Source organism: Halorussus salinus (genome assembly GCF_004765815.2).
Classification (GTDB): domain Archaea; phylum Halobacteriota; class Halobacteria; order Halobacteriales; family Haladaptataceae; genus Halorussus; species Halorussus salinus.
In genome coordinates this window covers 1,035,896-1,057,463 of record NZ_ML974127.1, presented here as the reverse complement: position 1 = coordinate 1,057,463, position 21,568 = coordinate 1,035,896, and the positions used below count along the sequence as shown (strand labels likewise).

Annotated in this window: 25 protein-coding genes; 15 read left to right on the top strand and 10 right to left on the bottom strand. The window is 65.5% G+C overall.

Annotated features, from left to right (window positions below):
* The first annotated feature begins 1 nt into the window (after window position 1).
* Window positions 2-937 (top strand): thiamine pyrophosphate-dependent enzyme, encoded by a 936-nt coding sequence (locus tag EPL00_RS05380; protein WP_135851464.1) that lies wholly within the window; start codon window positions 2-4, stop codon window positions 935-937.
* A 139-nt stretch (window positions 938-1,076) separates the two neighbouring features.
* Complete coding sequence (locus tag EPL00_RS05375) at window positions 1,077-1,985, top strand: hypothetical protein (RefSeq protein WP_135851465.1); 909 nt, start codon at window positions 1,077-1,079, stop codon at window positions 1,983-1,985.
* Window positions 1,986-2,014: 29 nt separating this feature from the next.
* On the opposite strand, the gene EPL00_RS05370 is transcribed toward EPL00_RS05375, so the two are convergent.
* A complete protein-coding gene (locus EPL00_RS05370) occupies window positions 2,015-2,251 on the bottom strand; it encodes a hypothetical protein (protein WP_135851466.1) in 237 nt (78 codons plus the stop codon).
* Window positions 2,252-2,482: 231 nt separating this feature from the next.
* Between EPL00_RS05370 and lrpA1 the strand changes: the two genes are divergently transcribed.
* On the top strand, window positions 2,483-2,911 hold the full coding sequence (gene lrpA1, locus EPL00_RS05365; protein WP_135851467.1) for an HTH-type transcriptional regulator LrpA1: 429 nt from the start codon (window positions 2,483-2,485) through the stop codon (window positions 2,909-2,911).
* A gap of 304 nt (window positions 2,912-3,215) precedes the next feature.
* Here the strand turns inward: lrpA1 and EPL00_RS05360 are convergent, their stop codons facing one another.
* Window positions 3,216-4,373: a pyridoxal phosphate-dependent aminotransferase gene (locus EPL00_RS05360; protein WP_135851468.1), complete on the bottom strand. Its 1,158-nt coding sequence runs from the start codon at window positions 4,371-4,373 to the stop codon at window positions 3,216-3,218.
* Between the two features lie 200 nt (window positions 4,374-4,573).
* Here EPL00_RS05360 and EPL00_RS05355 point away from each other — a divergent pair, with 200 nt between their 5' ends.
* From EPL00_RS05355 to EPL00_RS05330, 6 genes are all read left to right on the top strand, one after another.
* Window positions 4,574-5,830 carry a sugar ABC transporter substrate-binding protein gene (locus EPL00_RS05355; RefSeq protein WP_238398123.1) on the top strand — a complete coding sequence of 419 codons (1,257 nt, stop codon included), beginning with the start codon at window positions 4,574-4,576 and terminating at the stop codon, window positions 5,828-5,830.
* A gap of 24 nt (window positions 5,831-5,854) precedes the next feature.
* The gene (locus EPL00_RS05350; RefSeq protein WP_135851470.1) at window positions 5,855-6,781 is read left to right on the top strand and encodes a carbohydrate ABC transporter permease; all 927 of its coding nucleotides are present in this window, start codon (window positions 5,855-5,857) and stop codon (window positions 6,779-6,781) included.
* Window positions 6,778-7,698 (top strand): carbohydrate ABC transporter permease, encoded by a 921-nt coding sequence (locus EPL00_RS05345; RefSeq protein WP_135851471.1) that lies wholly within the window; start codon window positions 6,778-6,780, stop codon window positions 7,696-7,698. Before EPL00_RS05350 ends, EPL00_RS05345 begins: the two co-directional genes overlap by 4 nt.
* 10 nt (window positions 7,699-7,708) lie before the next feature.
* Window positions 7,709-8,836, top strand: a complete 1,128-nt coding sequence (locus EPL00_RS05340) for an ABC transporter ATP-binding protein (protein WP_135851472.1) — start codon at window positions 7,709-7,711, stop codon at window positions 8,834-8,836.
* Window positions 8,833-9,039, top strand: coding sequence for a hypothetical protein (locus EPL00_RS05335; RefSeq protein ID WP_135851473.1), 207 nt, complete (start codon window positions 8,833-8,835; stop codon window positions 9,037-9,039). Before EPL00_RS05340 ends, EPL00_RS05335 begins: the two co-directional genes overlap by 4 nt.
* Window positions 9,040-9,138: 99 nt before the next feature.
* On the top strand, window positions 9,139-9,624 hold the full coding sequence (locus EPL00_RS05330; protein WP_135851474.1) for an SRPBCC family protein: 486 nt from the start codon (window positions 9,139-9,141) through the stop codon (window positions 9,622-9,624).
* A 20-nt stretch (window positions 9,625-9,644) separates the two neighbouring features.
* Here EPL00_RS05330 and EPL00_RS05325 read toward each other — a convergent pair whose 3' ends face one another.
* Window positions 9,645-10,886 (bottom strand): tripartite tricarboxylate transporter permease, encoded by a 1,242-nt coding sequence (locus EPL00_RS05325; protein WP_135851475.1) that lies wholly within the window; start codon window positions 10,884-10,886, stop codon window positions 9,645-9,647.
* 129 nt (window positions 10,887-11,015) lie between these two features.
* Between EPL00_RS05325 and EPL00_RS05320 the strand changes: the two genes are divergently transcribed.
* From EPL00_RS05320 to EPL00_RS05310, 3 genes are all read left to right on the top strand, one after another.
* A complete protein-coding gene (locus tag EPL00_RS05320) occupies window positions 11,016-11,633 on the top strand; it encodes a DUF420 domain-containing protein (protein WP_135851476.1) in 618 nt (205 codons plus the stop codon).
* Window positions 11,630-12,529 (top strand): fructosamine kinase family protein, encoded by a 900-nt coding sequence (locus tag EPL00_RS05315; RefSeq protein ID WP_135851477.1) that lies wholly within the window; start codon window positions 11,630-11,632, stop codon window positions 12,527-12,529. Before EPL00_RS05320 ends, EPL00_RS05315 begins: the two co-directional genes overlap by 4 nt.
* A 72-nt stretch (window positions 12,530-12,601) precedes the next feature.
* The gene (locus EPL00_RS05310) at window positions 12,602-13,141 is read left to right on the top strand and encodes a hypothetical protein (RefSeq protein WP_135851478.1); all 540 of its coding nucleotides are present in this window, start codon (window positions 12,602-12,604) and stop codon (window positions 13,139-13,141) included.
* Between the two features lie 70 nt (window positions 13,142-13,211).
* On the opposite strand, the gene EPL00_RS05305 is transcribed toward EPL00_RS05310, so the two are convergent.
* Window positions 13,212-14,012 carry an ABC transporter permease gene (locus EPL00_RS05305; protein ID WP_135851479.1) on the bottom strand — a complete coding sequence of 267 codons (801 nt, stop codon included), beginning with the start codon at window positions 14,010-14,012 and terminating at the stop codon, window positions 13,212-13,214.
* The gene (locus EPL00_RS05300) at window positions 14,009-15,055 is read right to left on the bottom strand and encodes an ABC transporter ATP-binding protein (protein ID WP_135851480.1); all 1,047 of its coding nucleotides are present in this window, start codon (window positions 15,053-15,055) and stop codon (window positions 14,009-14,011) included. The genes EPL00_RS05305 and EPL00_RS05300 overlap by 4 nt, the downstream gene beginning before the upstream one ends.
* A gap of 85 nt (window positions 15,056-15,140) precedes the next feature.
* Here EPL00_RS05300 and EPL00_RS05295 point away from each other — a divergent pair, with 85 nt between their 5' ends.
* Window positions 15,141-15,401 carry a hypothetical protein gene (locus tag EPL00_RS05295; protein WP_135851481.1) on the top strand — a complete coding sequence of 87 codons (261 nt, stop codon included), beginning with the start codon at window positions 15,141-15,143 and terminating at the stop codon, window positions 15,399-15,401.
* A gap of 15 nt (window positions 15,402-15,416) precedes the next feature.
* Here EPL00_RS05295 and EPL00_RS05290 read toward each other — a convergent pair whose 3' ends face one another.
* Window positions 15,417-16,040 (bottom strand): SHOCT domain-containing protein, encoded by a 624-nt coding sequence (locus EPL00_RS05290; RefSeq protein ID WP_135851482.1) that lies wholly within the window; start codon window positions 16,038-16,040, stop codon window positions 15,417-15,419.
* A 91-nt stretch (window positions 16,041-16,131) separates the two neighbouring features.
* A complete protein-coding gene (locus EPL00_RS05285) occupies window positions 16,132-16,422 on the bottom strand; it encodes a helix-turn-helix domain-containing protein (RefSeq protein WP_135851483.1) in 291 nt (96 codons plus the stop codon).
* Window positions 16,423-16,661: 239 nt separating this feature from the next.
* On the opposite strand from EPL00_RS05285, the gene EPL00_RS05280 reads away from it, so the two are divergent.
* On the top strand, window positions 16,662-17,201 hold the full coding sequence (locus tag EPL00_RS05280) for an HNH endonuclease (protein ID WP_162224154.1): 540 nt from the start codon (window positions 16,662-16,664) through the stop codon (window positions 17,199-17,201).
* A 12-nt stretch (window positions 17,202-17,213) separates the two neighbouring features.
* Here the strand turns inward: EPL00_RS05280 and EPL00_RS05275 are convergent, their stop codons facing one another.
* From EPL00_RS05275 to cyoE, 3 genes are read right to left on the bottom strand one after another with little or no spacing between them, the layout of a single operon-like run.
* The gene (locus EPL00_RS05275; protein WP_135851485.1) at window positions 17,214-18,368 is read right to left on the bottom strand and encodes a DNA cytosine methyltransferase; all 1,155 of its coding nucleotides are present in this window, start codon (window positions 18,366-18,368) and stop codon (window positions 17,214-17,216) included.
* 53 nt (window positions 18,369-18,421) lie between these two features.
* On the bottom strand, window positions 18,422-19,129 hold the full coding sequence (locus EPL00_RS05270) for a DUF7546 family protein (protein ID WP_135851486.1): 708 nt from the start codon (window positions 19,127-19,129) through the stop codon (window positions 18,422-18,424).
* 55 nt (window positions 19,130-19,184) lie between these two features.
* Complete coding sequence (gene cyoE / locus EPL00_RS05265; protein WP_135851487.1) at window positions 19,185-20,618, bottom strand: heme o synthase; 1,434 nt, start codon at window positions 20,616-20,618, stop codon at window positions 19,185-19,187.
* Window positions 20,619-20,733: 115 nt separating this feature from the next.
* On the opposite strand from cyoE, the gene coxB reads away from it, so the two are divergent.
* On the top strand, window positions 20,734-21,456 hold the full coding sequence (gene coxB / locus EPL00_RS05260; RefSeq protein WP_135851488.1) for a cytochrome c oxidase subunit II: 723 nt from the start codon (window positions 20,734-20,736) through the stop codon (window positions 21,454-21,456).
* Window positions 21,457-21,568: the final 112 nt, after the last annotated feature.

Genomic DNA, 21,568 nt, shown 5'->3' with positions numbered 1-21,568 from the left:
CATGAGTGCATTCAACGCAATCGGTGAAGAACGAGAGATAGACCGAGACGAGTTCACGCCCGAAATCGAACCGCAGGCGACGTGGTGTCCGGGCTGTGGGGACTTCGGCGTCCTGAAGGCGCTGAAGCAGGCGATGCCCGAAGTCGGTCGCACGCCCGAGGAGACCCTGTTGGTCACGGGTATCGGCTGTTCGGGCAAGCTGTCGAGCTACTTCCAGAGCTACGGGTTCCACTCCATCCACGGCCGGTCGCTGCCGGTCGCTCGCGCGGCGAAGATGGCCAACCCCGACCTCGAAGTCATCGCCGCGGGTGGCGACGGCGACGGCTACGGCATCGGCGGGAACCACTTCATGCACACCGCCCGCGAGAACCACGATATGACCTACATCGTCTTCGACAACGAAATCTTCGGGCTGACGAAGGGCCAGACCTCCCCGACCAGTCCGAAGGGCCACAAGTCGAAGACCCAGCCTCACGGGAGCGCGAAACAGCCGATTCGACCACTGTCGCTCGCGCTGACCTCCGGGGCCTCCTACGTCGCCCGGACCGCGGCGGTCAACCCGAACCAAGCGAAGGAGATTCTGACGGAGGCGATGGAACACGACGGGTTCGCGCACGTGGACTTCCTCACGCAGTGCCCGACGTGGAACAAGGACGCCAAGCAGTACGTCCCGTACATCGACGTGCAGGACAGCGACGACTACGACTTCGACATCACCGACCGCGGCGAAGCGTCGGAGATGATGCAGGAGGCCGAGGACGCCCTCTACGAGGGTGAGGTGCTGACGGGGCGCTTCTACCACGACGAGGACCGACCGTCCTACCAGCAGGAGAAGCAGGCCACGGGCGACATGCCCGAGGAGCCGCTGGCCGAGCGGTACTTCGACGACGACTACGAGTGGGAGCGTAGCTACGACCTGCTCGACCGCCACAAGTAACCTCGGCGTCGCCGACTGCGATCTTCGCTTTTTGGAGACCGATTCGTGAGCGCCGCGTCTCGACGGCGACTCCCGTCGGTGGCGAACCGACCGACGACGAAGCGGTGAGACTTTGTTTCTGCGAACACTCGCCGAACGCATGGCTCCCTCGATTGGCTCCCGCCGCAGTTTCGTCGCCAGCGTCGCCGTCGCCCTCGCTGGCTGTACCGGAACCTCCGAGCGCGAAGCCGACTCCGGCAGTTCCACGACGACCGGCGTCCCGACGACGGACGACGACCCGACGACCGCGGTTACCGAGTCCGACTCCGAACGGACGACCGCCGAGTCCGAGGACCGCGCGCCGACGGTCGCGTGGGACGAGGTCGCGGCGTTCCGTAAGTGGCTCACCGATTACAGCACGATACCCAACAGCAACCATCGCTTCGATTACGTGGGAGGCTACGCCGAGTCGTACGTCAAAGGCGGCCGCGTCTCGTTTCTGGACCTCTCTCGCGACAGTTTCGACGGCCACCTCGTTCAGTCGGGTAACGTCGTCCACCTCGGGTCGTTCGACGCCGCGTCGCTGACCGACCGCATCGAGGAGTCCCCCGACCACGAGCGGACCGGCGAGTACGAGGAGTACGTCCTCGCGGAACAAACCGAGACCGGCATCGAGGTGGCCGTCGGCGACGACGCCCTCCTCGCCGGGTCCGACCTCCGGAAGTGGATAGACACGCGACTGGGGAAGCGACAGCGACTCGAACAGGTAGAGCCCGATTTCACCCGCGTGTTCCGCCGACTCCCCGACCGCGGCCTCGTCACCGGGCAGTACGGCCCGCCGACCGGCGGAGAAATCGACGACGACGCCATCAAACTCTGGGGCCTCTCCAGAGAGGGTCTGTCGTCGGACACCGCGACGTGGGTCTACGCGTTCGAGACGGCCGAGGACCTGACCGCCGAGGCACTGACAGCCATCGAGGAGGGTCTCGGCCCGACCGTCGAGGAGGTCACCGGTTCCGAGCGAGACGGCCGGTTCGCGACGATTACCGCTACCCCGGTCCAGTACTAGCCGTCGGTCCCGTAGTCCGGCGCGGCGAGTTACCCGTCTTCGTCGCCCCCGCCGCCGAGCGCGTCACTTTCCTCGTCCTCCTCGCCGCTCTCGCCTCCTTCGCCGCCCTCTCCGCCTTCACCACCGTCTCCGCTTTCGCCTTCTTCGCCATTTTCTCCGCCTCCGTCACCGTCTTCGCCACCGCCGGGCATCCCGCACCCCGCGAGACCGGCGGCGAGTCCGGCGACCGAGACCTGTAGGAATCGTCTGCGCGAGCGTCGTGCCATGGACCCGTTACCCCGTCGGCGCGGAAAAGGCGGGTGGCCGTCACGGAGCAACGCGACGAGTCGCCGCGGGAGGAGCGTCGGTAACGAGCCGTTTCCGTCCGGTACGGTCGGCCGGTCGCCGGTCGGTCGTCGGTACGCCGCCGATTCCCGTCTCCAAAGACTGTTGGGTCAGCACGCGAACCGTTTTCCTATTCGGAAGGTATTTTTTCCCGTATCCGAAATACACTGGTAATGAGTACACAGTCAACGGAGGACCGAATCCTCTCGGTCCTCGAAGAGGACGCCCAAGCGTCCTACGCGGAAATCGCCGACCGGGCGAACGTCTCGAAGCCCACGGTCCGCAAGTACATCGAGAAACTCGAAGACGAGGGCGTCATCGTCGGCTACTCTGCGGAAATCGACCCGAAGAAGCTCTCTAGCAAGTCTATCGCGCTCGTGGGGATGGACGTGGCCAGCGAGAAGTACGTCGAGGCGACCCGCGACCTGAAGGCGCTGGACGAGGTGGAGACGCTGTACTCCTCGTCGGGCGACCACATGCTCATGGCGGAAGTCCGCGCGGCGGACGGCGACGCCGTGGGCGACGTTATCAGCGAGAAGATGCTGGACATCGACGGCGTGACCGCGGCCCACCCGTCGTTCCTACAAGAACGTCTGAAGTAAGCCGGTTCGTCGGTGGCCGGGTGGTGATTCGTTCTCCGGTCAGAGTTGCAGGTGAGGACGTGAGGCGTGAATTTGTCGAACTCACCGTGACGTACGACGACCGTACAGCAAACGGCACAGCTACCGCGAACCGCACGGTTGCCGACGCCGATCACACCGCCAACAGCACCGCCCGCGCCGCACCACGACCCGCGAGCGGTCGCGCCCGCACGCGCCGAGACGAACAATCGCTGTACAATTTTCTAAGAATCCTCTACCTATTTCTACAAAATAGGAACGTGTCCTAAATGCCCCGCTGGATGGCTCAGTCGGCCGTCGGAATCTCCACGCTGTCGAGCGCCCGCTGGACGCGCTCGGACGCCTCGACCAGTCGCTCGGCGCTGTTGGCGTAGGAGATTCGCAGGCACTCCTCGGCGTTGGTCCCGAAGTCCGGACCGGGCGTCATCGCCACGCCCGCGTCTTCGAGGAGGAAGTCGGCGGCGTCGAACGCGTCGCCCGGCAGGTCGCTCACGTCCACCAGCAGGTAGTACGCGCCGCCCGGCGTGTACCCCATGCTCAGCCCCCAGTCCTCGACTTCGCTCACGAGGAGGTCCCGGCGCTCCCGATACGTCTCCCGAACGTCGTCCAAGAAGTCGTCGCCGGATTCGAGCGCCGCGACGCCGCCCGACTGGACGAAGTTCGGCGCGCAGATGAGCGTGTTCTGGGCGATACGGTTGACGTGACCGACGTACTCCTCGGGCGCGACCATCCAGCCGAGTCGCCACCCCGTCATGGCGAATCGCTTGGAGAAGCCGTCTACGACGAAGGCGTCGTCGGTGTACTCCAAGACGGTGTGGTCCTCGCCCTCGTAGGTCAGGCCGTGGTACACCTCGTCGGAGACCACCGTGGCGTCGGCCCGGTCGGCGACGGAGACGAGTTCGTCGAGGGTCGAACCGTCGAGTACCGCGCCGGTCGGGTTCGCGGGCGAGTTGAGCAGGAGTGCTTCCGTTTCGGAAGTCACCGTGCGCGCGAACGCGTCCACGCTCGGGCGGAATCCCTCGTCGGCCGACAGCGGGACCGTCGAGATGCGCCCGCCGGTCTGGCGGACGAAGTTCGGGTAGCAGGCGTAGTAGGGGTCGGTCAGTACCACTTCGTCGCCGGGGTCCACCAGCGTCGAGAACGCCAGCAGGAGCGCAGGCGACGACCCGGAGGTCACCACGATGCGCTCGGGCGACACGTCCACGCCGTAGCGCCGGTCGTAGTAGTCGGCGATGGCGCGCCGCAGTTCCGGTTTCCCCTTCGAGGAGGTGTAGCCGGTTTCGCCTGCTCGGAGCGCCGCGACTGCCGCATCGGTGACTGCCGCCGGAGTGTCGAAATCCGGCTCGCCCACTTCGAGATGTACCACGTCGTCCATGCGGTTGGCCCGTTCGAGAACGTCCATCGCGGCGAACGGGGTCGTTCGCGTCGCGCGCTCCGATACCATGTGCAGTGGAGAACGGACCTGTGCATATAAAGCTTCGATGTGACAGTCAGTATTTGCCGACCGTCGAATATAACATGATAATTAATAGCATTAATCGGCCGGGGCGATTCGCGCGGAAAATTTTCACGTTTGATGTTGACATTGACCGTGAGTATTAACAACGATGGTCACGAACCGAGAATCGGGATTTGGGGGAATCCATGAAACAGACACGTAGGCGATTCTTGAAAGCGACTGGAGCAACGGGTGTGGCCGGTGTCCTCGGAAGCGGGTCCGCACTGGCACAGAACCAATCGATCACGTACTACAACGCCGGGAGCCTCGAATTCGATCCGGGGACCGCCGAGAACATCAGTCGGTTCGAAGACGAGACCGGCATCACGGTCAACGTCAACGAGGTGCCGTGGCAGAACCTCAAGACCTCGCTCATCACGCAGTGGCGAAACGAGAGCAGCGAGGTGGACGCGTTCAACGGGCCGACGTGGTGGCTGTCGGACTTCGTGTCCGCCCAGTACGTCGCGCCGCTACAGTTGGGTGACGACCACATGAGCAAGTTCCCGGAGAGTCTCCGGAACCTCGTCACGTTCGACGGGCAGGTGTACATGGCACCGCAGATCGGCAAGTGGGGGACCTTCCTCTACGACCAGCAGTACCTGTCCGAGCAGGGGATCGAGTCGCCGCCGAGCAACTGGCAGGAGACCATCGACATGGCGGCACAGCTCTCGAACGACCAGAAGTCCGGCTTCGCGTTCACGTGGGGGAACAAGGACGTGTTCACGTTCAAGCAGTTCCTCTATCAGGCCGGTGGGCAACTGTTCAACGACAACGACGAACCGGTGTTCGCGGGCGACGCGGGCCAGTCGGTGTTCACCGACTTCATCCTGCCGCTCCGCGAGCAGAACGCGATTCCCGACGGACTCCAGAGCATGGGCGAGGGCGGCGTCGGCGACTCGTTCGTCGGCGGGAACCTCGCGATGGTCGAATCGTGGACGCCGCTGGGTCCGCGGGCGCTCTCGGAAGGGTGGAGTTCCGACCGCCTCGGCGTCGCCCGGCCGCCGCAGGGTCCCGCGTCCAACACGACGTTCCAAGACACCAACGGCGTCAGCGTCTCGGCGTTCTCGCAGAACAAGGACGCGGCCCGTCAGTTCGCGCGGTTCATGAGTACGACCCAGTCGTGCAAGACCGACATGCTGGTCGAGGGCAACCCCGCGCCGGTGCCGTCGGTCTACGATGACACCGAGATTCGGGAGAAGTACCCGAGCGACTGGCTCGACGCCCAGCGGTACAACCTCGAAAACGCGCGGAGCGAGACGTACCTCGCCCAACCGCGGGTGGACGAGATACTCTCGAACCAGACCACGCAGGCGTTCCTCGGCGAGAAGGAGCCACAGGCCGCGCTCCAGAGCGCCCAAGAGCAGGTGCAGGCACTCTACGAGCGCATCGGCGTCCTCGGATAGCGCCGCCTCGCCACTCGATATTTCATGTCAACTAGTAGCCAAGGGATACGACGGACCCTCGACCGCCTGTTCGTCCCGCTCACGCTCGGACCTACACTGCTCTGGATAGCCGCCATCATCGTCTATCCGACGCTGCAGCTATTCTGGTCCAGCCTGTTCTTCGTGGACCCCATCACCGGCCAGCGGAGCTTCGTCGGGCTGGCGAACTTCACGGACCTGCTGTTGGGCGACGGGCCGTTCGGCGTGCTGAACGCGGAGTTCGCCAACTTCACGTGGAACACCATCGTCTACGTGGGGTTCAGCGTCTCCATCTCGTTCCTGCTCGGACTGGGTATCGCCACGCTGTTAGACAAGGACCTGAAAGGCCGCGGGTGGTTGCGGACCGCGGTCATCGTGCCGTGGATACTCCCGTACGTGATGAGCGGGCTGATGTGGCGCTGGATGTTCCAAACCCAGTACGGTGCCATCAACGCCGTGCTACTCAGACTGGACGTTATCGCCGAACGCATCGCGTTCCTCTCGGACGGGACGCTGGCGATGATGGCGCTCATCATCGCGGACGTGTGGGTGTTCACGCCGTTCATCATCATCATCCTGCTGGCGGGTCTCCAGAACGTGCCCGAACAACTGTACGACGCGGCGGAGGTTGACGGCGCGAGCCGGTGGTCGCGGTTCTGGAACGTCACCTACCCGTTCCTCAAGCCGTCGATTCTGGTCGCGCTCACGATTCGCATCATCTTCGACATCCGGGCGCTGGACCTCGTCTGGGTCATGACCCAAGGCGGTCCGGGGAAAGCGACCGAGGTGTGGGCCTCGTGGCTCTACCGGACCGCGATGGTGTTCAACACGCCCGGACAGGGCGCGGCGCTCGGCGTCGTACTCCTCGCGGTCACGTTCGCCATCGTCGCCGTGCTGTACAGCGTCTTCGGTGAATCTCCCTACGAAACATGAGTACGAAAACCTCGTATCTAGACCGACTGCAGGATAGCTTCGGACTCGACACCGACAACGAGTGGCCCAGCGTCGTCCGCGAGCGACTGGTCGCCTACGGACTGCTGGGGCTGTACGTGTTCGTGGTGTGGTTCCCCATCTACTACATCTTCATCACGAGCCTGAAACCGTCCGGCGCGGTCATCAACCTCCCAGTGACGTTTTTCCCGACCGAACCGACGATTTCCAACTACGTCGAAATCTTCGCCAATCGCCCGTTCGAGCTGTACACCTTCAACAGCCTCGTGGTGGCGAGCGTCACGACCGTCGTCGTCGTCTCTCTCGGGACCGTCTCGGGCTACACGTTCTCGCGGTACGACTTCCTCGGGAACAAGGCGTTGCTCCTCTCTATCGTCGCGGCCCGGATGATTCCGCCCATCGCGCTCATCGTCCCGTTCTTCGCCATCATGTCGGACCCGCCGCTCGTCGGTGGTCTGACGGGGAGCCTCTACGACACCAAGGTCGCGCTCATCCTGACGTACACGTTCTTCAATCTGCCGTTCGCGGTGTGGATAATGAAGAACTACTTCGACGGGGTGCCCGAGAGCTTGGACGAGCAGGCGAAGGTCGATGGGTGTTCGACGTGGGAGGGATTCGTGAAGATAATCCTCCCGGTCGCCAAGCCCGGTATCGCGGCCACCGCGATTCTGGCGTTCATCTTCTCGTGGAACGAGTTCGTCTTCGCGCTCGTGCTTACCTCGTCCGAGCAGGCCCAGACGCTACCCATCGCCGTCTCGCTGTTCGTCGCCGACGACTTCGTAGACTGGGCACATCTGGCCGCGGGCGGGATGATAGCGGCCCTGCCGGGCATCCTGTTCGGACTGTTCTTCCAGCGGTACATCGTCAGCGGACTGACCCAAGGAGCCGTCAAAGAATGAGGAGCTACACATGGCTGAAGTAACACTCGACGAACTGGTCAAGGAGTTCGAGGACGTGGTCGCGGTCGATCACGTCTCGCTCGACATCCCCGACGAGAGTTTCACGGTCCTCGTGGGACCGTCGGGGTGTGGCAAGACGACGACCCTACGACTCGTCGCGGGACTGGAACGCGCGACCGACGGAACCATCTCCATCGGCGAGGAGATCGTCAACGACCGGCGGGCCTACGAGCGCGACATCGCGATGGTGTTCCAGAACTACGCGCTGTACCCGCACAAGTCGGTCGAGGAGAACATGCGGTTCGGCCTCGAACAGCAGGGCACCGACGACGAGGTCATCGAGGAGCGCGTGGCCGACGCCGCGCAACTCCTCCAGATAGAGGAGCTACTCGACCGCAAGCCATCGGAACTGTCGGGCGGCCAGCAACAGCGCGTCGCGCTGGGCCGGGCCATCGTCCGGGACCCCGACGTGTTCCTGATGGACGAACCGCTCTCGAACCTCGACGCCAAGTTGCGGGTCCAGATGCGCGCGGAACTCAACAAACTCCACGAGGAACTCGACACGACCACCGTCTACGTCACGCACGACCAGATAGAGGCGATGACCCTCGCCGACCAGATCGCCGTGATGGACGCCGGGGAGATTCAGCAGGTCGGGGAACCGACGTTCGTCTACGCCAATCCGCGGAACATGTTCGTCGCGGACTTCCTCGGGAGTCCGTCGATGAACTTCCTCGAAGGCGACCTGCGCCAGCGCGAGGGCGGACTCGTCGTCGATTACGGCGGCTTCGAACACGAGATTCCGGAAGGCCATCGGTCGAAGGTCGAGCATCGCGTCGGCGAGCGGGTCGCGCTCGGGGTCCGTCCGGAGAACGTCTCGGTCGCCCAGCGGGGCTACCCCGCGACGGTCGAGGTGGTCGAACCGCAGGGCGAGAAGACCGTCCTCGAACTCACCGTCGGCGACGACCGGTCGATGAACGCTTCGGTCGCACCCGACGAGGAGGTCGCGGTCGGCGAGGAGATACGAATCGAGTTCGACCGGTCGAAGCTTCACTACTTCGACCCCGAGACCGGCGAGTCGCTGACCTTCGCCGAACAGCGGTCGGACGCCACCGACCGAGTGGCGACCGAACGATGACGCCACGATTCGACTCCACGACGCGCTCGCTCGGCCGACTCGGCGGTCGGATTCGCGCGGCGGCGTCGCCACTGCTCGTTCTCGCGGTCGCGCTCGCCGGGGTCGCGGCCGTCGGCTACCTCCGGGGCGCGTACCCGACCGCGATAGCCGTCGGCGTCGCCGCCGTCTTGACGAGCGTCTTCGTCCTGTTGACCGGCGAGTAGGCGTCGGCGAGGGGACCGTCCGTCGAGCTGCCGCCCGCCGAGCGACCGCCCGCCGAGCGACCGCAAGGATTGGGTTCCTACAGTCCCTACGCCGAACTGATGGCCACGTACCAGCGCGAAGTCCGGGTCGACGCGCCGCTCAGCGAGGTGTGGGAGTTCCACTCCCGAATCGACGGGCTGGAGGCGCTCACGCCCGACTGGATGCACCTCCGAGTCGAGGGAGTCCACGGTCCGGACGGGGGTCTCCTCGGCGACGACGCGGTGCTGGACCCCGGCACGGCGGTCCGGATGTCGATGCGTCCCTTCGACGTGGGTCCTCGCCAGCGGTGGACTTCGAGAATCGTCCGTCGCGAGGAGGGCGAGGGGTCGGCGGTCTTCGAGGACCAGATGGAGGGAGGCCCGTTCCCCGAGTGGCACCACACCCACTACTTCTACGCCGACGGCGACGACCGGACGCTCCTGCGCGACCGGGTGGAGTACCGGCTTCCGGTGGTCGGGGACCTGTTCGGCCCGCTCGGGTGGGTCGGCTTCGAGCCGATGTTCCGGGACCGCCACCGCCGGACGAAGCGGATTTTGGAAGGCTGACCGGCGAGCGCGAACTGCTCTCACGCGCCGAGCATCAGCGGCCCGAGCAACACCCCCATCAGGTGGACGCGCCGGGCACCGAACCGGGCTGGCACGAGACCGACGAGCGTGGCGACGCCGAACACCGCCGCACCGACCCACCCCGCGAACAGCCAACTCAGGCCGACCAGCAGGACGAGGACGCCGACCGAGAGCCGGAACTGGTCCACGGCCCCGACCGTCCGGAGGTAGCGGTCGCCGACCGAGAGGACCAACAGGAAGCCCGCCAACCCCGCGATTCCCGCCGCGGCGAGCAGGAGCGGGAGATTGACCGGAGCCTTCGCTTCCCGTAGCGCGACCATCACGCCGGTCCGAGGAGTTCCGAGCGCCGAGAGCGCAAAGAGCGCGAAGATGGTGTTCGCGGTGTTGACGCCGCTGGTCGCCACGACGAACCCGCGGGCGTCGGTCGAACCCGGCACGAGCGCGAGCGCCAGCACCGCGGCGACGGCCGACGAGACGCCCGGCAGGTAGCCGACGACCGCTCCGGCGAGGCTTCCGGCCGCCGCGGTCAGGCCGACCGTCCGCCGGGAGGCCGCGATAGTCGCGTCGTCCTGCTCGGGCACGCCCGACCCCGACAGGGCTTCCAGCAGGACCGGTGCGCCGAACAGCCCCGCGAACAGCGGCGTGAGCATCCCGCCAGCGTCGAGCGGCGCGGCGGGCGACAGGTCCAGCGTCGCGTGCCCGAGCGTCGCGCTCCCCGCGAACCCGGCCGCGCCGCCGCAGAACGCGCGGACCGACCCCTCCGTGAGCAGGAGGAACGCGACGACGAGACCGAGGACGACCGGCAGGTGCGCGCGGACGGTCGGGTAGGCGACGGTCATCGCTCGCGTGACCGGGACCGCCAGCGGAACCGCGAGCGCGACCGCGAGACCGCTCCCGAGCGCCGAGAGCCGAACCGCTTCGCGGCCTCGCCCCGCGATGACGAGCCGGTGGGCTGGCAGGGCGCTCGCGGCCATCGCGGCGTCGGGCACGCCGAGCGCCAGCGCGGGCACCGCGTCGAGAAACGAGTGGACGACCCCGGCCGCGAGCATCGCCGCGCCGACGAGTCGCGGCGGACCGGGCACCGCGGGCGCGACCGACGCCAGCAGGAGCGCGAGGTTGTTGACGTGCAGGCCGGGCGTGAGTCCGCTCAGGGTTCCCAGAGCCACACCGCCGAGGACGAACGCGAGCGCCGCCGCTGACGAACCGACGGTGAGTCCGATTCGGACGCCGACTACCTCCATCGGGCCACCTTCGTCCCGGCTTCGGATTTAAAGGTTCGCGCGATTCGCGCTCTCGGGCGCGACGGAACTCGCTCGCGCCCGTCAGGGCGGACAGCAACACACTTGAGACGGTAGTCCTAACGCCCGACCATGGCTACTTCGACTGCGAAGCGGCGGGTCAAGGACAACCCGCGGGCCGTGACCGCGGTCCTCTCGGTGCTGGGCTACGTCCTCGTCCTCGGGACGTTCGCGGGCGTCTTACCCATCTACCCGGAACTCGAACGCGCGACCGTGGACCTGCTGAGCCACGGTATCGCCGTGGTGAACACGTTCGCGCTGACCGCCATCCTCCTCGGCGTGCTGTGGATAAAGCGCGGCGAGGTCCGCAAGCACCGGGCCGCGATGCTGACCGCGTTCTCGCTCATCATCCTGTTTCTGGTTCTCTACCTGACCAAACTCGGCGGCGGCGGCGAGAAGCACATCGACGCGAGCGGGCTGGCCTACTACGGCTATCTCGTGATGTTGGCCATCCACATCGTCCTCTCGGCGGTGTCGGTCCCGGTCGTCGTCCACGCGGTCGTCCTCGGACTCACCCACACGCCCTCGGAACTCCGGGACACCGCCCACGCGAAGGTCGGCCGCATCGCGGTTGCGGCGTGGGGGCTGAGCCTCGCGCTCGGCATCGTGACGTACTTCATGCTCAACCACGTCTACGGCGTCGAGGAGTACGTCGTGGCGCTGGCACCCCTCGTCGTCGGGCGTCGATGAGCAGCGACGGAGACGACCGACCGTTGCGCGCGCTGTCCGAGCGCGTCCGGGATGCCCTCGGAACCGGAGTCGAGTCCGTGGCGGAACTCGACGGCGGCGAGGTCGGCCGGGTCGTCCGCGTGACCCTCGCGGACGGCCGGACCGTGGCGGCCAAGACCGGCGAGACGCCCCTCGACGTGGAGGCGTTCATGCTCGAATTTCTGGCCGACCGCGGACTGCCGGTGCCCGAGGTATTCCACCGCGACGACGACCTGCTGGTCTTGGAGTACGTCGCGGGCGACAGCGAAATTTCTCCGGCGGTCGAACGCGACGCGGCCGGTCTCCTCGCGGCGCTCCACGGCGAGCATCCGCGGGGCGAAGACGGGCGGAAGACGGAGGGAAAATTCGGCTTCCCGCGCGACACACTGACCGGCCCCTACCGCCAACCGAACCCGTGGACCGACTCGTGGGTCGCGTTCTTCCGCGACCGGCGACTCGACCACTTCGCCGCGAAAGCCCGCGAGGAGGGACTCCTCTCGCCGCCCCTCGCCGAGCGACTCGACGCGCTCGCGGGCGACCTCGACTCGCTGCTCCCCGACGACCCGCCCGCGGCCCTGCTCCACGGCGACGTGTGGGCGAACAACGTCCTCGCGGCCGACGGGGCGGTTCGGGCGCTCCTCGACCCCGCCTGTTACTTCGGCCACGCCGAGGTCGAACTCGCGTACGTCGATTTCGGCGGGTCGTTCGGCGACGCCTTCTTCGAGACCTACGACGACGAGCGCGGCATCGAGGCCGGATTTCGGGACGAGCGGTGTGCAGTGTACCAGTTGGTTCCACTTCTCGAACACCTGCTGTACTTCGAGGAGGACCGCTACGCCGCGGGACTCCGCGAGCGACTGACCGGCCTCGGCTACTGACGGGCGTCCGTTCGGTCGGGTCTCCTCGACTCGACCAATCGACATAAGACCCTCGGCGTCGAGCGAACAGTCGTGACAGGCGAGTGGACGTTCCGCACCGCACACGGGACGGCGACGGTGAGCGACGGCCGACTCGAACTGTCGGGGTCCGCACGCCAACTGGTCCGCGAGAACTGGCGCGACCGCTGGACGACCAACGCCGCGGGACGGCGCGCACTGTTCGTCTTCTCGACGCTCGGGTCGGCGTGGTTCGTCGTCCGCGCGCTCCGCGACGTTCCGGCCGTCCTCTCGGGGAACGCGGACCTGCCGTCGCAGTTCGCGGTCGCCTGCGTCTGTCTCGGTCTCCTCGCCCTCGGCTACCGTTCGACGCGGACGAAGACGGTCGAACTGCGCGACGTGCGAGTCGTCGAGCGCGTGGATGACGACGAACTCCGAGTTCGGTTCGAGGACGAGACCCGCGACTCGCTCGACATCGAGACGCCCACCGGACGCGACGCCGACGACGCGGCCGAAATCCTGCGGTTGCGGGGGGTTCGCGTGACCGACGAGACGGACACGGATACCCCTGCGTCGGAGGGGTTCCGCGAGCGACTTCGCGCAAAAGAGGAGTAGCGTTCTGAAGTGACGGAGGGTTCGGAACCGACCGCGTGTTCGTTTTCCGAAACCCAGCGGGCCGAACTCGTCAGTCCGTCCGGGGAATCGCGTAGGTTCCCGCCGCGAAGAAGACGAGCGTCAGCACTGCGAGGGCGGTGAGATTGAACTCCCACGACTCGCCGAAGGTGACGACCGGAAGGACGATTTCGTTCCCCGTTGGCACGTAGGTTAGCTCCCGGACCCCGCGAGCGAAGTACGTTAGCGGCGAGAGGTTGACAGCGGGCTGGAACCACTCCGGAAGCAGGTCGGGCGTGACGAAGGTGTCTGACAGAAAGAGGAGGGGAAGCGCGATGGCGTTGCTCGCCGCGATAACCCCGTCCTGCGAGTCGGCCAGTCCGCCAAGAACCGCACCGAGACCGCAGAACAGCGCGACGGCGAACGCGACGAAGACCGCCACGAGCGCCAGATTCGTCGGACCGAGCGACAGCGTTGCGGTCCCCGTCACCAGCGCCATCAGCCCGAGGATGAGGAGGCCCGCGATACCGATGATGGCGACGTTCACGAGGGTGTGGGCGAGCAACCACTCGGCGCGCGAGAGCGGCGTCGTCGCCAGTTTCTCGAAGCGGTTGCCCTCGCGGTGGCGCGCGACCTCCGAGCCGACCCGCGAGAGGGGCGTAAACAGCACCACGACAGCGAGGTAGCCCGGCAAGTAGTAGCCCGGCGGTTCGGCGAACAGGCCGCCCCCGCCCGGATTCGTCTGGACCAGCACCGCGAAGATGAGGATGAGGATGACCGGGAAAAAGAACGTGAAGAAGACGGCGGTCCGCCGTCGGGTGAACGACCGCCACGCCGCGCTGGCCTCCGCGCGGACTCGACCGGTCGTCGTCATCGGTCTCCTCCCGCGAGCGCGGCCTCGCCGTCGCGGTCCGAGTCCCTAGCGTCGTGACCGCCGCCAGTCGCCGCAGTTCCGCCGAGCGCGACGCCCTCGCTCGCCGCGACCGACTGCCCGGTCAACTGGAGGAAGGCGTCTTCGAGGTCGGGTTCGGTCCACGTCAGCGAGTCGTAGGCGACGCCGCCGTCGTTCAGCGCCGCGACGACTTCGCCGATCTCCTCGGGCCGGACGCCCGTCACGACGAGCCTGCCGTCCTCGGCTTCGACCTCGAAGTCGGTGTCCGCAAGCGCGTCCGCGGCGTCGGCGGACGGGGGTCCAGCGTCGGGGGAAGCGGTCCCGGACGCCGCCTCGGCGTCCAGTTCGACCACGATTCGCGTCCGGCCGCCGTACTCGGCCACGAGGTCCGCGGGCGAACCGACCGCCGCGAGTTCGCCGTCGGCCAGCAGGCCCACGCGGTCGGCGAGTCGCTCGGCCTCCTCCATCGAGTGCGTCGTGAGGAAGACGGTAGTGCCCCTGTCTGCGAGGTCTTCGACCAGTTCCCAGAGCGCGCGCCGCCCCGCCGGGTCGATGCCGGTGGTCGGTTCGTCCAGAAAGAGGAGGTCGGGGTCGTTGACCAACGCCGTCCCGACGCAGGTCCGACGCTGTTGGCCGCCCGAGAGGTTCTCGTACCACGTGTCGTCGGCGGCGTCGAGGCCGACCTCCGCGAGGACGGTCTCGGGGTCGCGCGCCTCGTCGTAGAGGCCAGCGTAGTACGCGACCAACTCGCGCGCGGTCAGTCGCTCGGGCGGGTCGAACGCTTGGGGAAGCAACCCGAGGCGCTGACGGTCGGCGGATTGGGGGTCGGTGCCCAACACCGAGACCGACCCTGAATCCGGCTCGGTAGTCCCGGTCAGCGCCCGGACGAGCGTGGTCTTGCCCGCGCCGTTGGGGCCGATGAGTCCGAACACCTCGCCCTCGCCGACCGACAGCGAGACGCCGTCGAGCGCCGTGGTGTCGCCGTAGGACTTGCGTAGCTCCTCGGCGACGAGTGGCTCGGTCATGTCGCAACCTTACGACGGTCCGGCCCTAAGCCCGTCGGTTCCGACGCCAGCAACTATTTGTGTCGGAGGTCGGATAGAAACGGGTATGACCGACGGACCCGACGAGTTCAGGACCGAAGTCGAGACCAAGGTCGCCGCGGAGTTCGGTGCCGAACGCGATGCCGAGCGAGTCGCGGACGCCGCCGTCGAACTCCGAGAGTCGGCGAGCGTCGAGTGGAGTCCGACGTTCATCGCCGAGCGGATGGCCGACGCGCCGAAGGGCGACGCCGTGCCCGAGAAGTGGAACTGGTTGCTCGGGTACGTCGGCGGGTCAGCCGACGACGAGGAGTACCGCCTCGGGGAGTGAGCCGGGCGCTCGCGGTCACCCGTCGAGCAGTTCGTCCTTTCGGCGCTGGAACTCCTCTTCGTCGATGAGTCCCCGCGACTTCGCGTCGCCGAGTCGCTCCAGTCGCTCGCGGAGGCTCTGTGGCTCGCCGGACGACGAACCGCTCCCGCCCGAGTCGGGCGTCTCAGCGGTGTGGCGGTAGTGAACGTACTCGGTGGCGGCGGTCACGTCGTCGGCGTCGAACCGCGAGGAGACCCAGAGGTAGTATCTCGCTCCCGACACCGCGAGGTCGATGCGGTGGCGGCGTCGTCCGTGCCGATTGCGCACGCCGACGATGTCCGCGTACGGGAGGCTCAGTGACTCGTCGTCGCCGTCGCCGACGCCCAAGCGGAGGTAGACCCGCCGGTCGGTCAGCAGGTAGACGCCGCCGCGCTCGGGCGAGACGGTCGCCTCCGGGTCGCCGAACCCGACGCCGGTCTCGTCGGCCTCGAAGCAGAACTTCGGACGCTCGCCGTCGGCGAGCGCAGTGACGAGCGCATTCGAGAGATCGGCGACTGCGTCGGCAGTCCCCGCCAGTCGTTCGGTCGTCACCGACCAGTGGTCCGCGCGTTCGGCGAGCATCGACGCGTATCGTCTGGCGTCGTCACCGGGGGACGACATGTGTCAGACGTACGTCTGACGCGGACCGAATTATAGTTGCCTCGAATTATCACGAAAGATAATTTCTACTACCTCGGATAGCCAGATTATTTTATTCGTCACGCGGTTCTACAGTTACGGAGTCGATATTGATTACCAGTCCTTGATGCTTGAGTCGGTACACTATCTGACTGTCGGTCTCGTCGTACTCTTTGGAGAGTAGTCCGGCCTTCACGAGGTTTTCCAGTTCCCGATATATCGTCTCCCGGCGCTTGTCGTCTTCGTATTCCTCGCCGTACTTCTCGAACGTCTCGATAGACGAATGGCCGTTCTCCGATACGATATCAAGGATTTTGATTCGAGTTTCGCTTGACAGTGCTTTGCCAATCTGCGTAATTTCCATTGTAAAGACGTAATATAGTACCCGAAATTAAACTTCGTTGCAAAAATACGAAACAAGATGTATTGAAAGGCAACGAAATGTAATATAATTATGTCAAAAATTCGTTGTCGATGGACAACGAGTTTAAGCAAACTTACGAAGAGACACTGGCGAGAGCGGAGCGGGTCGTCGAGACACTCGATTCGGTCGACCCGGAGGGGGTAACGCGAGAAAATTGGGAGGCGGAACTCGACGAATATGTGCAAGCGGTGAGCGAGTTCGAGGCTCACGAGACGGAACTGTACGCCGTGATTTTCGACGAGACGAGCGGAAAAGGACGAATTAGGGAGCATCTGAGGGACAACATCGGCGAGGCAGTCGAATCAGCGACTTTGGCCCGAATCAGCGGAATAAGCGAGTACGCCCGACGCGTCCGTGAACTCCGAAACGAGGAGGGATTCGTCATCGACAGTACCAGAACGAGAGCGGAACTCGGACAGAACGACTACTTCGTGGTAGAGGTCCGAGACGTAGATGAGAAGAGCAGAATCACTGCACAGACGCGCTACGAACAGTTAGAGCGCGAAGAGGCGTGTCGAATCTGCGGCCGGACCGTAGACCACCCCGACGTGCGGTATATGGAGGTAGACCACATCGAATCGTTCGTGGATTACGACGACCCACGGGCAGTGAACGACTCCTCGAATCTCCGAACCCTCTGTAACGAATGCCATCACGGCAAGAGCGCGTCGGAGAACGTCGCCAATCGGCGACGAGGTGGCCGAGAAGACGACAGGTGATTCGAGTTCGGACTACTCGTTGAACACGCTCAGTCTTGCTTGTTCGACCTCTCCACCGCGGAACGACTTCTGGAAAACTTCATGTTCGGTATCGACCTTCGGGTCGATATCGCTGGTCTTCCCGTCGAGATGGTCGGCGATGGCGTCGCCGATGTGGTACGACAACTTCGGCGGGACCGCGTTTCCGATTTGGGGCGCGACGCGGGTCCTCGCGCCGTAGAACTCGAAATCGTCCGGGAACGTCTGTAGTCTCGCGCCCTCTCGAATCGTAATGGAGCGGTTCGCTTCAGGGTGGAGGTAGCGACCCTTCTCGGGCTTGTAGAACTCCGTTCGGATAGTCACGGACGGCCGGTCCCACCACAGACGACCGAACAGGTCCGTCCCGCCTCGGGTCTTGTTCTTCCAGCACTCGGGCATCAACTCCTCGGGGAGGTCGTGTCGGTTCCCGCCCGGAGGGACCTCTCGGAAGCGTTTCTCGCTGAGTTCCGTGACGTGCTTCCGGCTCACGTGCCAGTTCTCCTCGGTCGGTTCGTTCGGCAGATCGCCGATGGCGTCCCGAACCGTCCGAGTCTCCTCGTCGGTCTTCGCGGGGAAGAACGGTACGCCGAGTTTGCTACCCAACACGAACGCTCGCTTGCGTTTCTGCGGGACCCCGTATTCGTGCGCCCAGAGCGTATCGACCACGGTGGTGTATCCTAACTCCTCGGCGATTTCGACGGTCCGAGCGCCTTGTCGGGATTTGAGAAACCGAGGCACGTTCTCGATGAGGAATACGTCCGGCTCTATCTCCTCGACTGCGCGGAGGAACTGTCGCCAAAGCGTGTTCCGCTCGTCGTCCAGTTCTTCGGTCTGGGTCTTGTTGAGATTAGAGAACCCTTGGCAAGGAGGACCGCCGACGACGACTTCGGCGTCGTCCCATCGCTCGAACGAGTCGATATCTCGGATATCTCCTTCGAATACTTCTGCGCCGAAGTTCCGACGAAACGTCTCCGCAGTGTTGTCGTCCGCTTCGACCGCCAGAACGGTCTCGAAGAGGTCGTCTTCGAAACCGATTTCCTCGTATCCGAGATTCGCGATTCCGTTCAGTCGTTCCGGCATCTCCAAACCGAGTGAGAAACCACCCGCGCCGCTAAAGAGGTCGACGACCTTGTGTGGCGGCCTTCCCATGTCTATGTTACTTTTCTCGCGTTCTTCGTAATATTCCTTTGGAAGAACGCAGTTCACCGGAGACTGCCCAGAGACGGCCGCCAGCGAAGCAACAGGACGGTCACGGCGAACGCGACGGTGCCGATAGTGTAGGACCACTCGCTGGCCGCGGCCGCGACTGCGGTGCCCGACCCCGCGACCCCGGCCGCGAGGGTGGCGATTACCGGCCACGTGCAACTCACGCACGAGACGAGTCCGAGGAGCCCCGACACCGCCGACCCGGCCGTCTCCAGCACCGTGTCGTAGACGAGGTACGCCAGCGTCAGGTAGCCGACCAGCTTGTACGGCATCAGGTTCAACTGCACGAGGTCGCCGGTGTACAACAGCGCCGGACCCCAGCCGGGCGGGAGCCACGAGATGCGCAATCCAGTCGCGTGGGTGTGTGCGCCCGCGCCGCCGCCGTGACTGTGGAAGAGCAGTCCCGGCTGGAACAGACCGCCGACGTAGCCGAGCAGGAGGAAGTAGCCGACCGCGATGGCCGCGCCGACGTAGCGAGTCCGGGACGAGTCGGCCGAGGGCCGGGTTCGAACTAGCGCCCACACGCTCAGATTTATCCAGACGAACGGGAAGACGAGATAGCGCCACTCGGTGACGGTCACGTCCGCGAGCAGGAGGTACGCGAACGTCAGGATGAGTTCGGTGTTGACGACGAGTCCGGCCCACAAGAGGGTGTCTCGGTCGGGCTTGAGTCGGTCCGTCGAAACGTCGATGGTCCGTGTCATGGTTCGTGGAGTCGGTTCGCGAGGGCGGTCCCGAGCGACCGGGAGTCGCCGAAGGTCAGAAGACGAGCGCGTCCGCGACGACCGCGACCAAGAGCGCGCCCAGATACGCGTTCGAGGCGTGGAACGACCGGAAAGCGGCCTCCTCGGTCTGCTCGTAGTGGAGCCGGATAACCGTCCAGAGGAAGACGGCTCCGAACGCGACACTCGTCACCGCGTAGAGCCACCCGAGCGTCGTGACCGCCGAGAGGAGGCCCGCCGAAAGCAGGGTCGCACCGAGGTACAGCAGGATGTGCTTGCGGGTGACGGCTTCTCCTCGGACGACGGGCATCATCGGGAACCCGCCGCGGGCGTAGTCGTCCTTGTACGCCAGCGCGAGGTTGTAGAAGTGCGCGGGCGTCCAGAGGAAGATGACCCCGGCCAGCACGAGCGCGGGCAGGCCGATTTTGCCCGTCACCGCGGCCCCGCCGATGAGCGCCGGGAGCGCCCCGGCGAATCCGCCGATGACCGTGTTCTGGACCGTGTTGGGCTTCAGCAGGAGCGTGTAGACCACGCTGTAGAACAGGATGGCGAACAGGCCGAGCGCGGCGGCCAGCACGTTGACCGTCAGGAACGCGACCAGCGAGAGCGCCGCCAGCACGAGACCGAACGCGACCGCGTTCCGGACCGGAATCTGGTCGGTCGCGGCGGGGCGGTCGGCGGTCCGATTCATCTTCCGGTCCACGTCGCGTTCGAGGACGTGGTTGAACGTGCCCGACGCGCCGATGGAGAGGACGCCGCCGGTCAGCGTGGCGACGATGGTGTCCACCCCGAGTCCCTCCGGACCGGCCGCAAGCGCCATCGCGGCCGAGGCGACCAGACAGAGCAGCCACATCAGTCGCGGTTTCATCAGTCGGAAGTACGCGAATCCGGTCCGTTTCGCGCGAGCGACGAGACCGTCCGGCCGCGCGGCCGGGTCCGGGGTCGCGGGTGGCTCCTCGGCGTCGGGCATCTCGTCGGGGTCCTCGACGCCGGTCGGCTCGTCGAAGGTCTCCGGTTCGAGCGTCCACGTCAGCCCGAGGAGGACGCCCCCGAAGATGGCCATGCCGACGACGAGGTGGACCGCCGAGAGCAGGGCCACGCTGGCGGTCGTCGCGGCGAACGCGCCCAGACCCACCTGCGCGGGGTAGAGTAGCGCGGCCACGGCGAGCGCGCCGCGGACGCGACGGTCGGTATCTCCTCGCCACGCCAGTAGCGTCGTCGCCGCCAGCGCGAGGCCGACGCCGAGCGCGGCGACGCGGTGGCCCCACGCGACGGCGAGTTTCGGTCGGTCGAGCGGGACCAGCCACTGACCGTTGCAGGCGGGCCACGTCGGACAGGCGGCCGCCGCGTCGGTCAGGGCGGTGGTCGCGCCGACGACCACCAGCAGATAGACGCCTATCGCGGTGCCAGCGAGCATCGAGACGAACCGCCGGGACGTGTGTTCGGTCACGCGAATCTCCTTGTCGAACATCGGGACTCGTCGTATTTAGAAGAACCGAATCGCGCGGACTCCGACCCGCGAAAGGCGACGCCCGACGGGGGAAGTCAGTAGGTATTTATGAGTCTCGTCCTAATTCCCGACCAGCATGAGACAGAAGCGGACAGCGTTCGCAACGCTACTGGGGGTCGCGGCGCTCGCCCTGTTCGCCGACCCGGCGTTGGCGCAGGGGTACGACTCGACGACCGAGTCGCTGATTCGGTCGCTGAACACGCAACTGCTGTACATGGCGATTCCCATCACGGTGTTGGTCGAGGGCATCCTCATCTACACCGTCTGGAAGTACCGGAAGAACGACGACCCCAAGCCCACCAAGGAGAACCGCCGCCTCGAAATCTCGTGGACCATCGCCACCGCGCTGGTCCTGCTGGTCGTCGGCTACGCCTCCTACGGCGTGATGGCCAACGAGTACGTCTCGAACGCGAAAGGCGAGTACGAGCCGAGCGAGGAGGCCGTCGAGGTCGAAGTCGTCGGCCAGAAGTACCTCTGGAACTTCAACTACCAAGGCGAGAACGTCTCGACCACGGGCACGCTCGTCCTCCCGGAGGGCCAGAACGTGTATCTCAATATAACATCCACGGACTGGCTCCACGCATTCCACGTACCCGAACTCGGGCTGAAACAGGACGCGCTCCCCGGCCAGCACAACATGATGAAGACCAAGATTACCAGCACCGGGACCTACCAGCTCTACTGTGCGGAGTACTGCGGCGTCGGCCACTCGAAGATGCTCGGCGAGGTCGAAGTCGTCTCCCAGCAGGAGTATCAGGACTGGCTGGACGAACAGCAGGGCAACGGCACGGCTAGCTGAGTTCTCCGACCGACTTTCGAGTTTCTCCGTTCTCTCTCTGCTCTCCTCGATTCTCCGACTTTCGGATTCTTCCACGTTCCCATTCTCCGCGTTTCCATTCCGCTCACCCTCT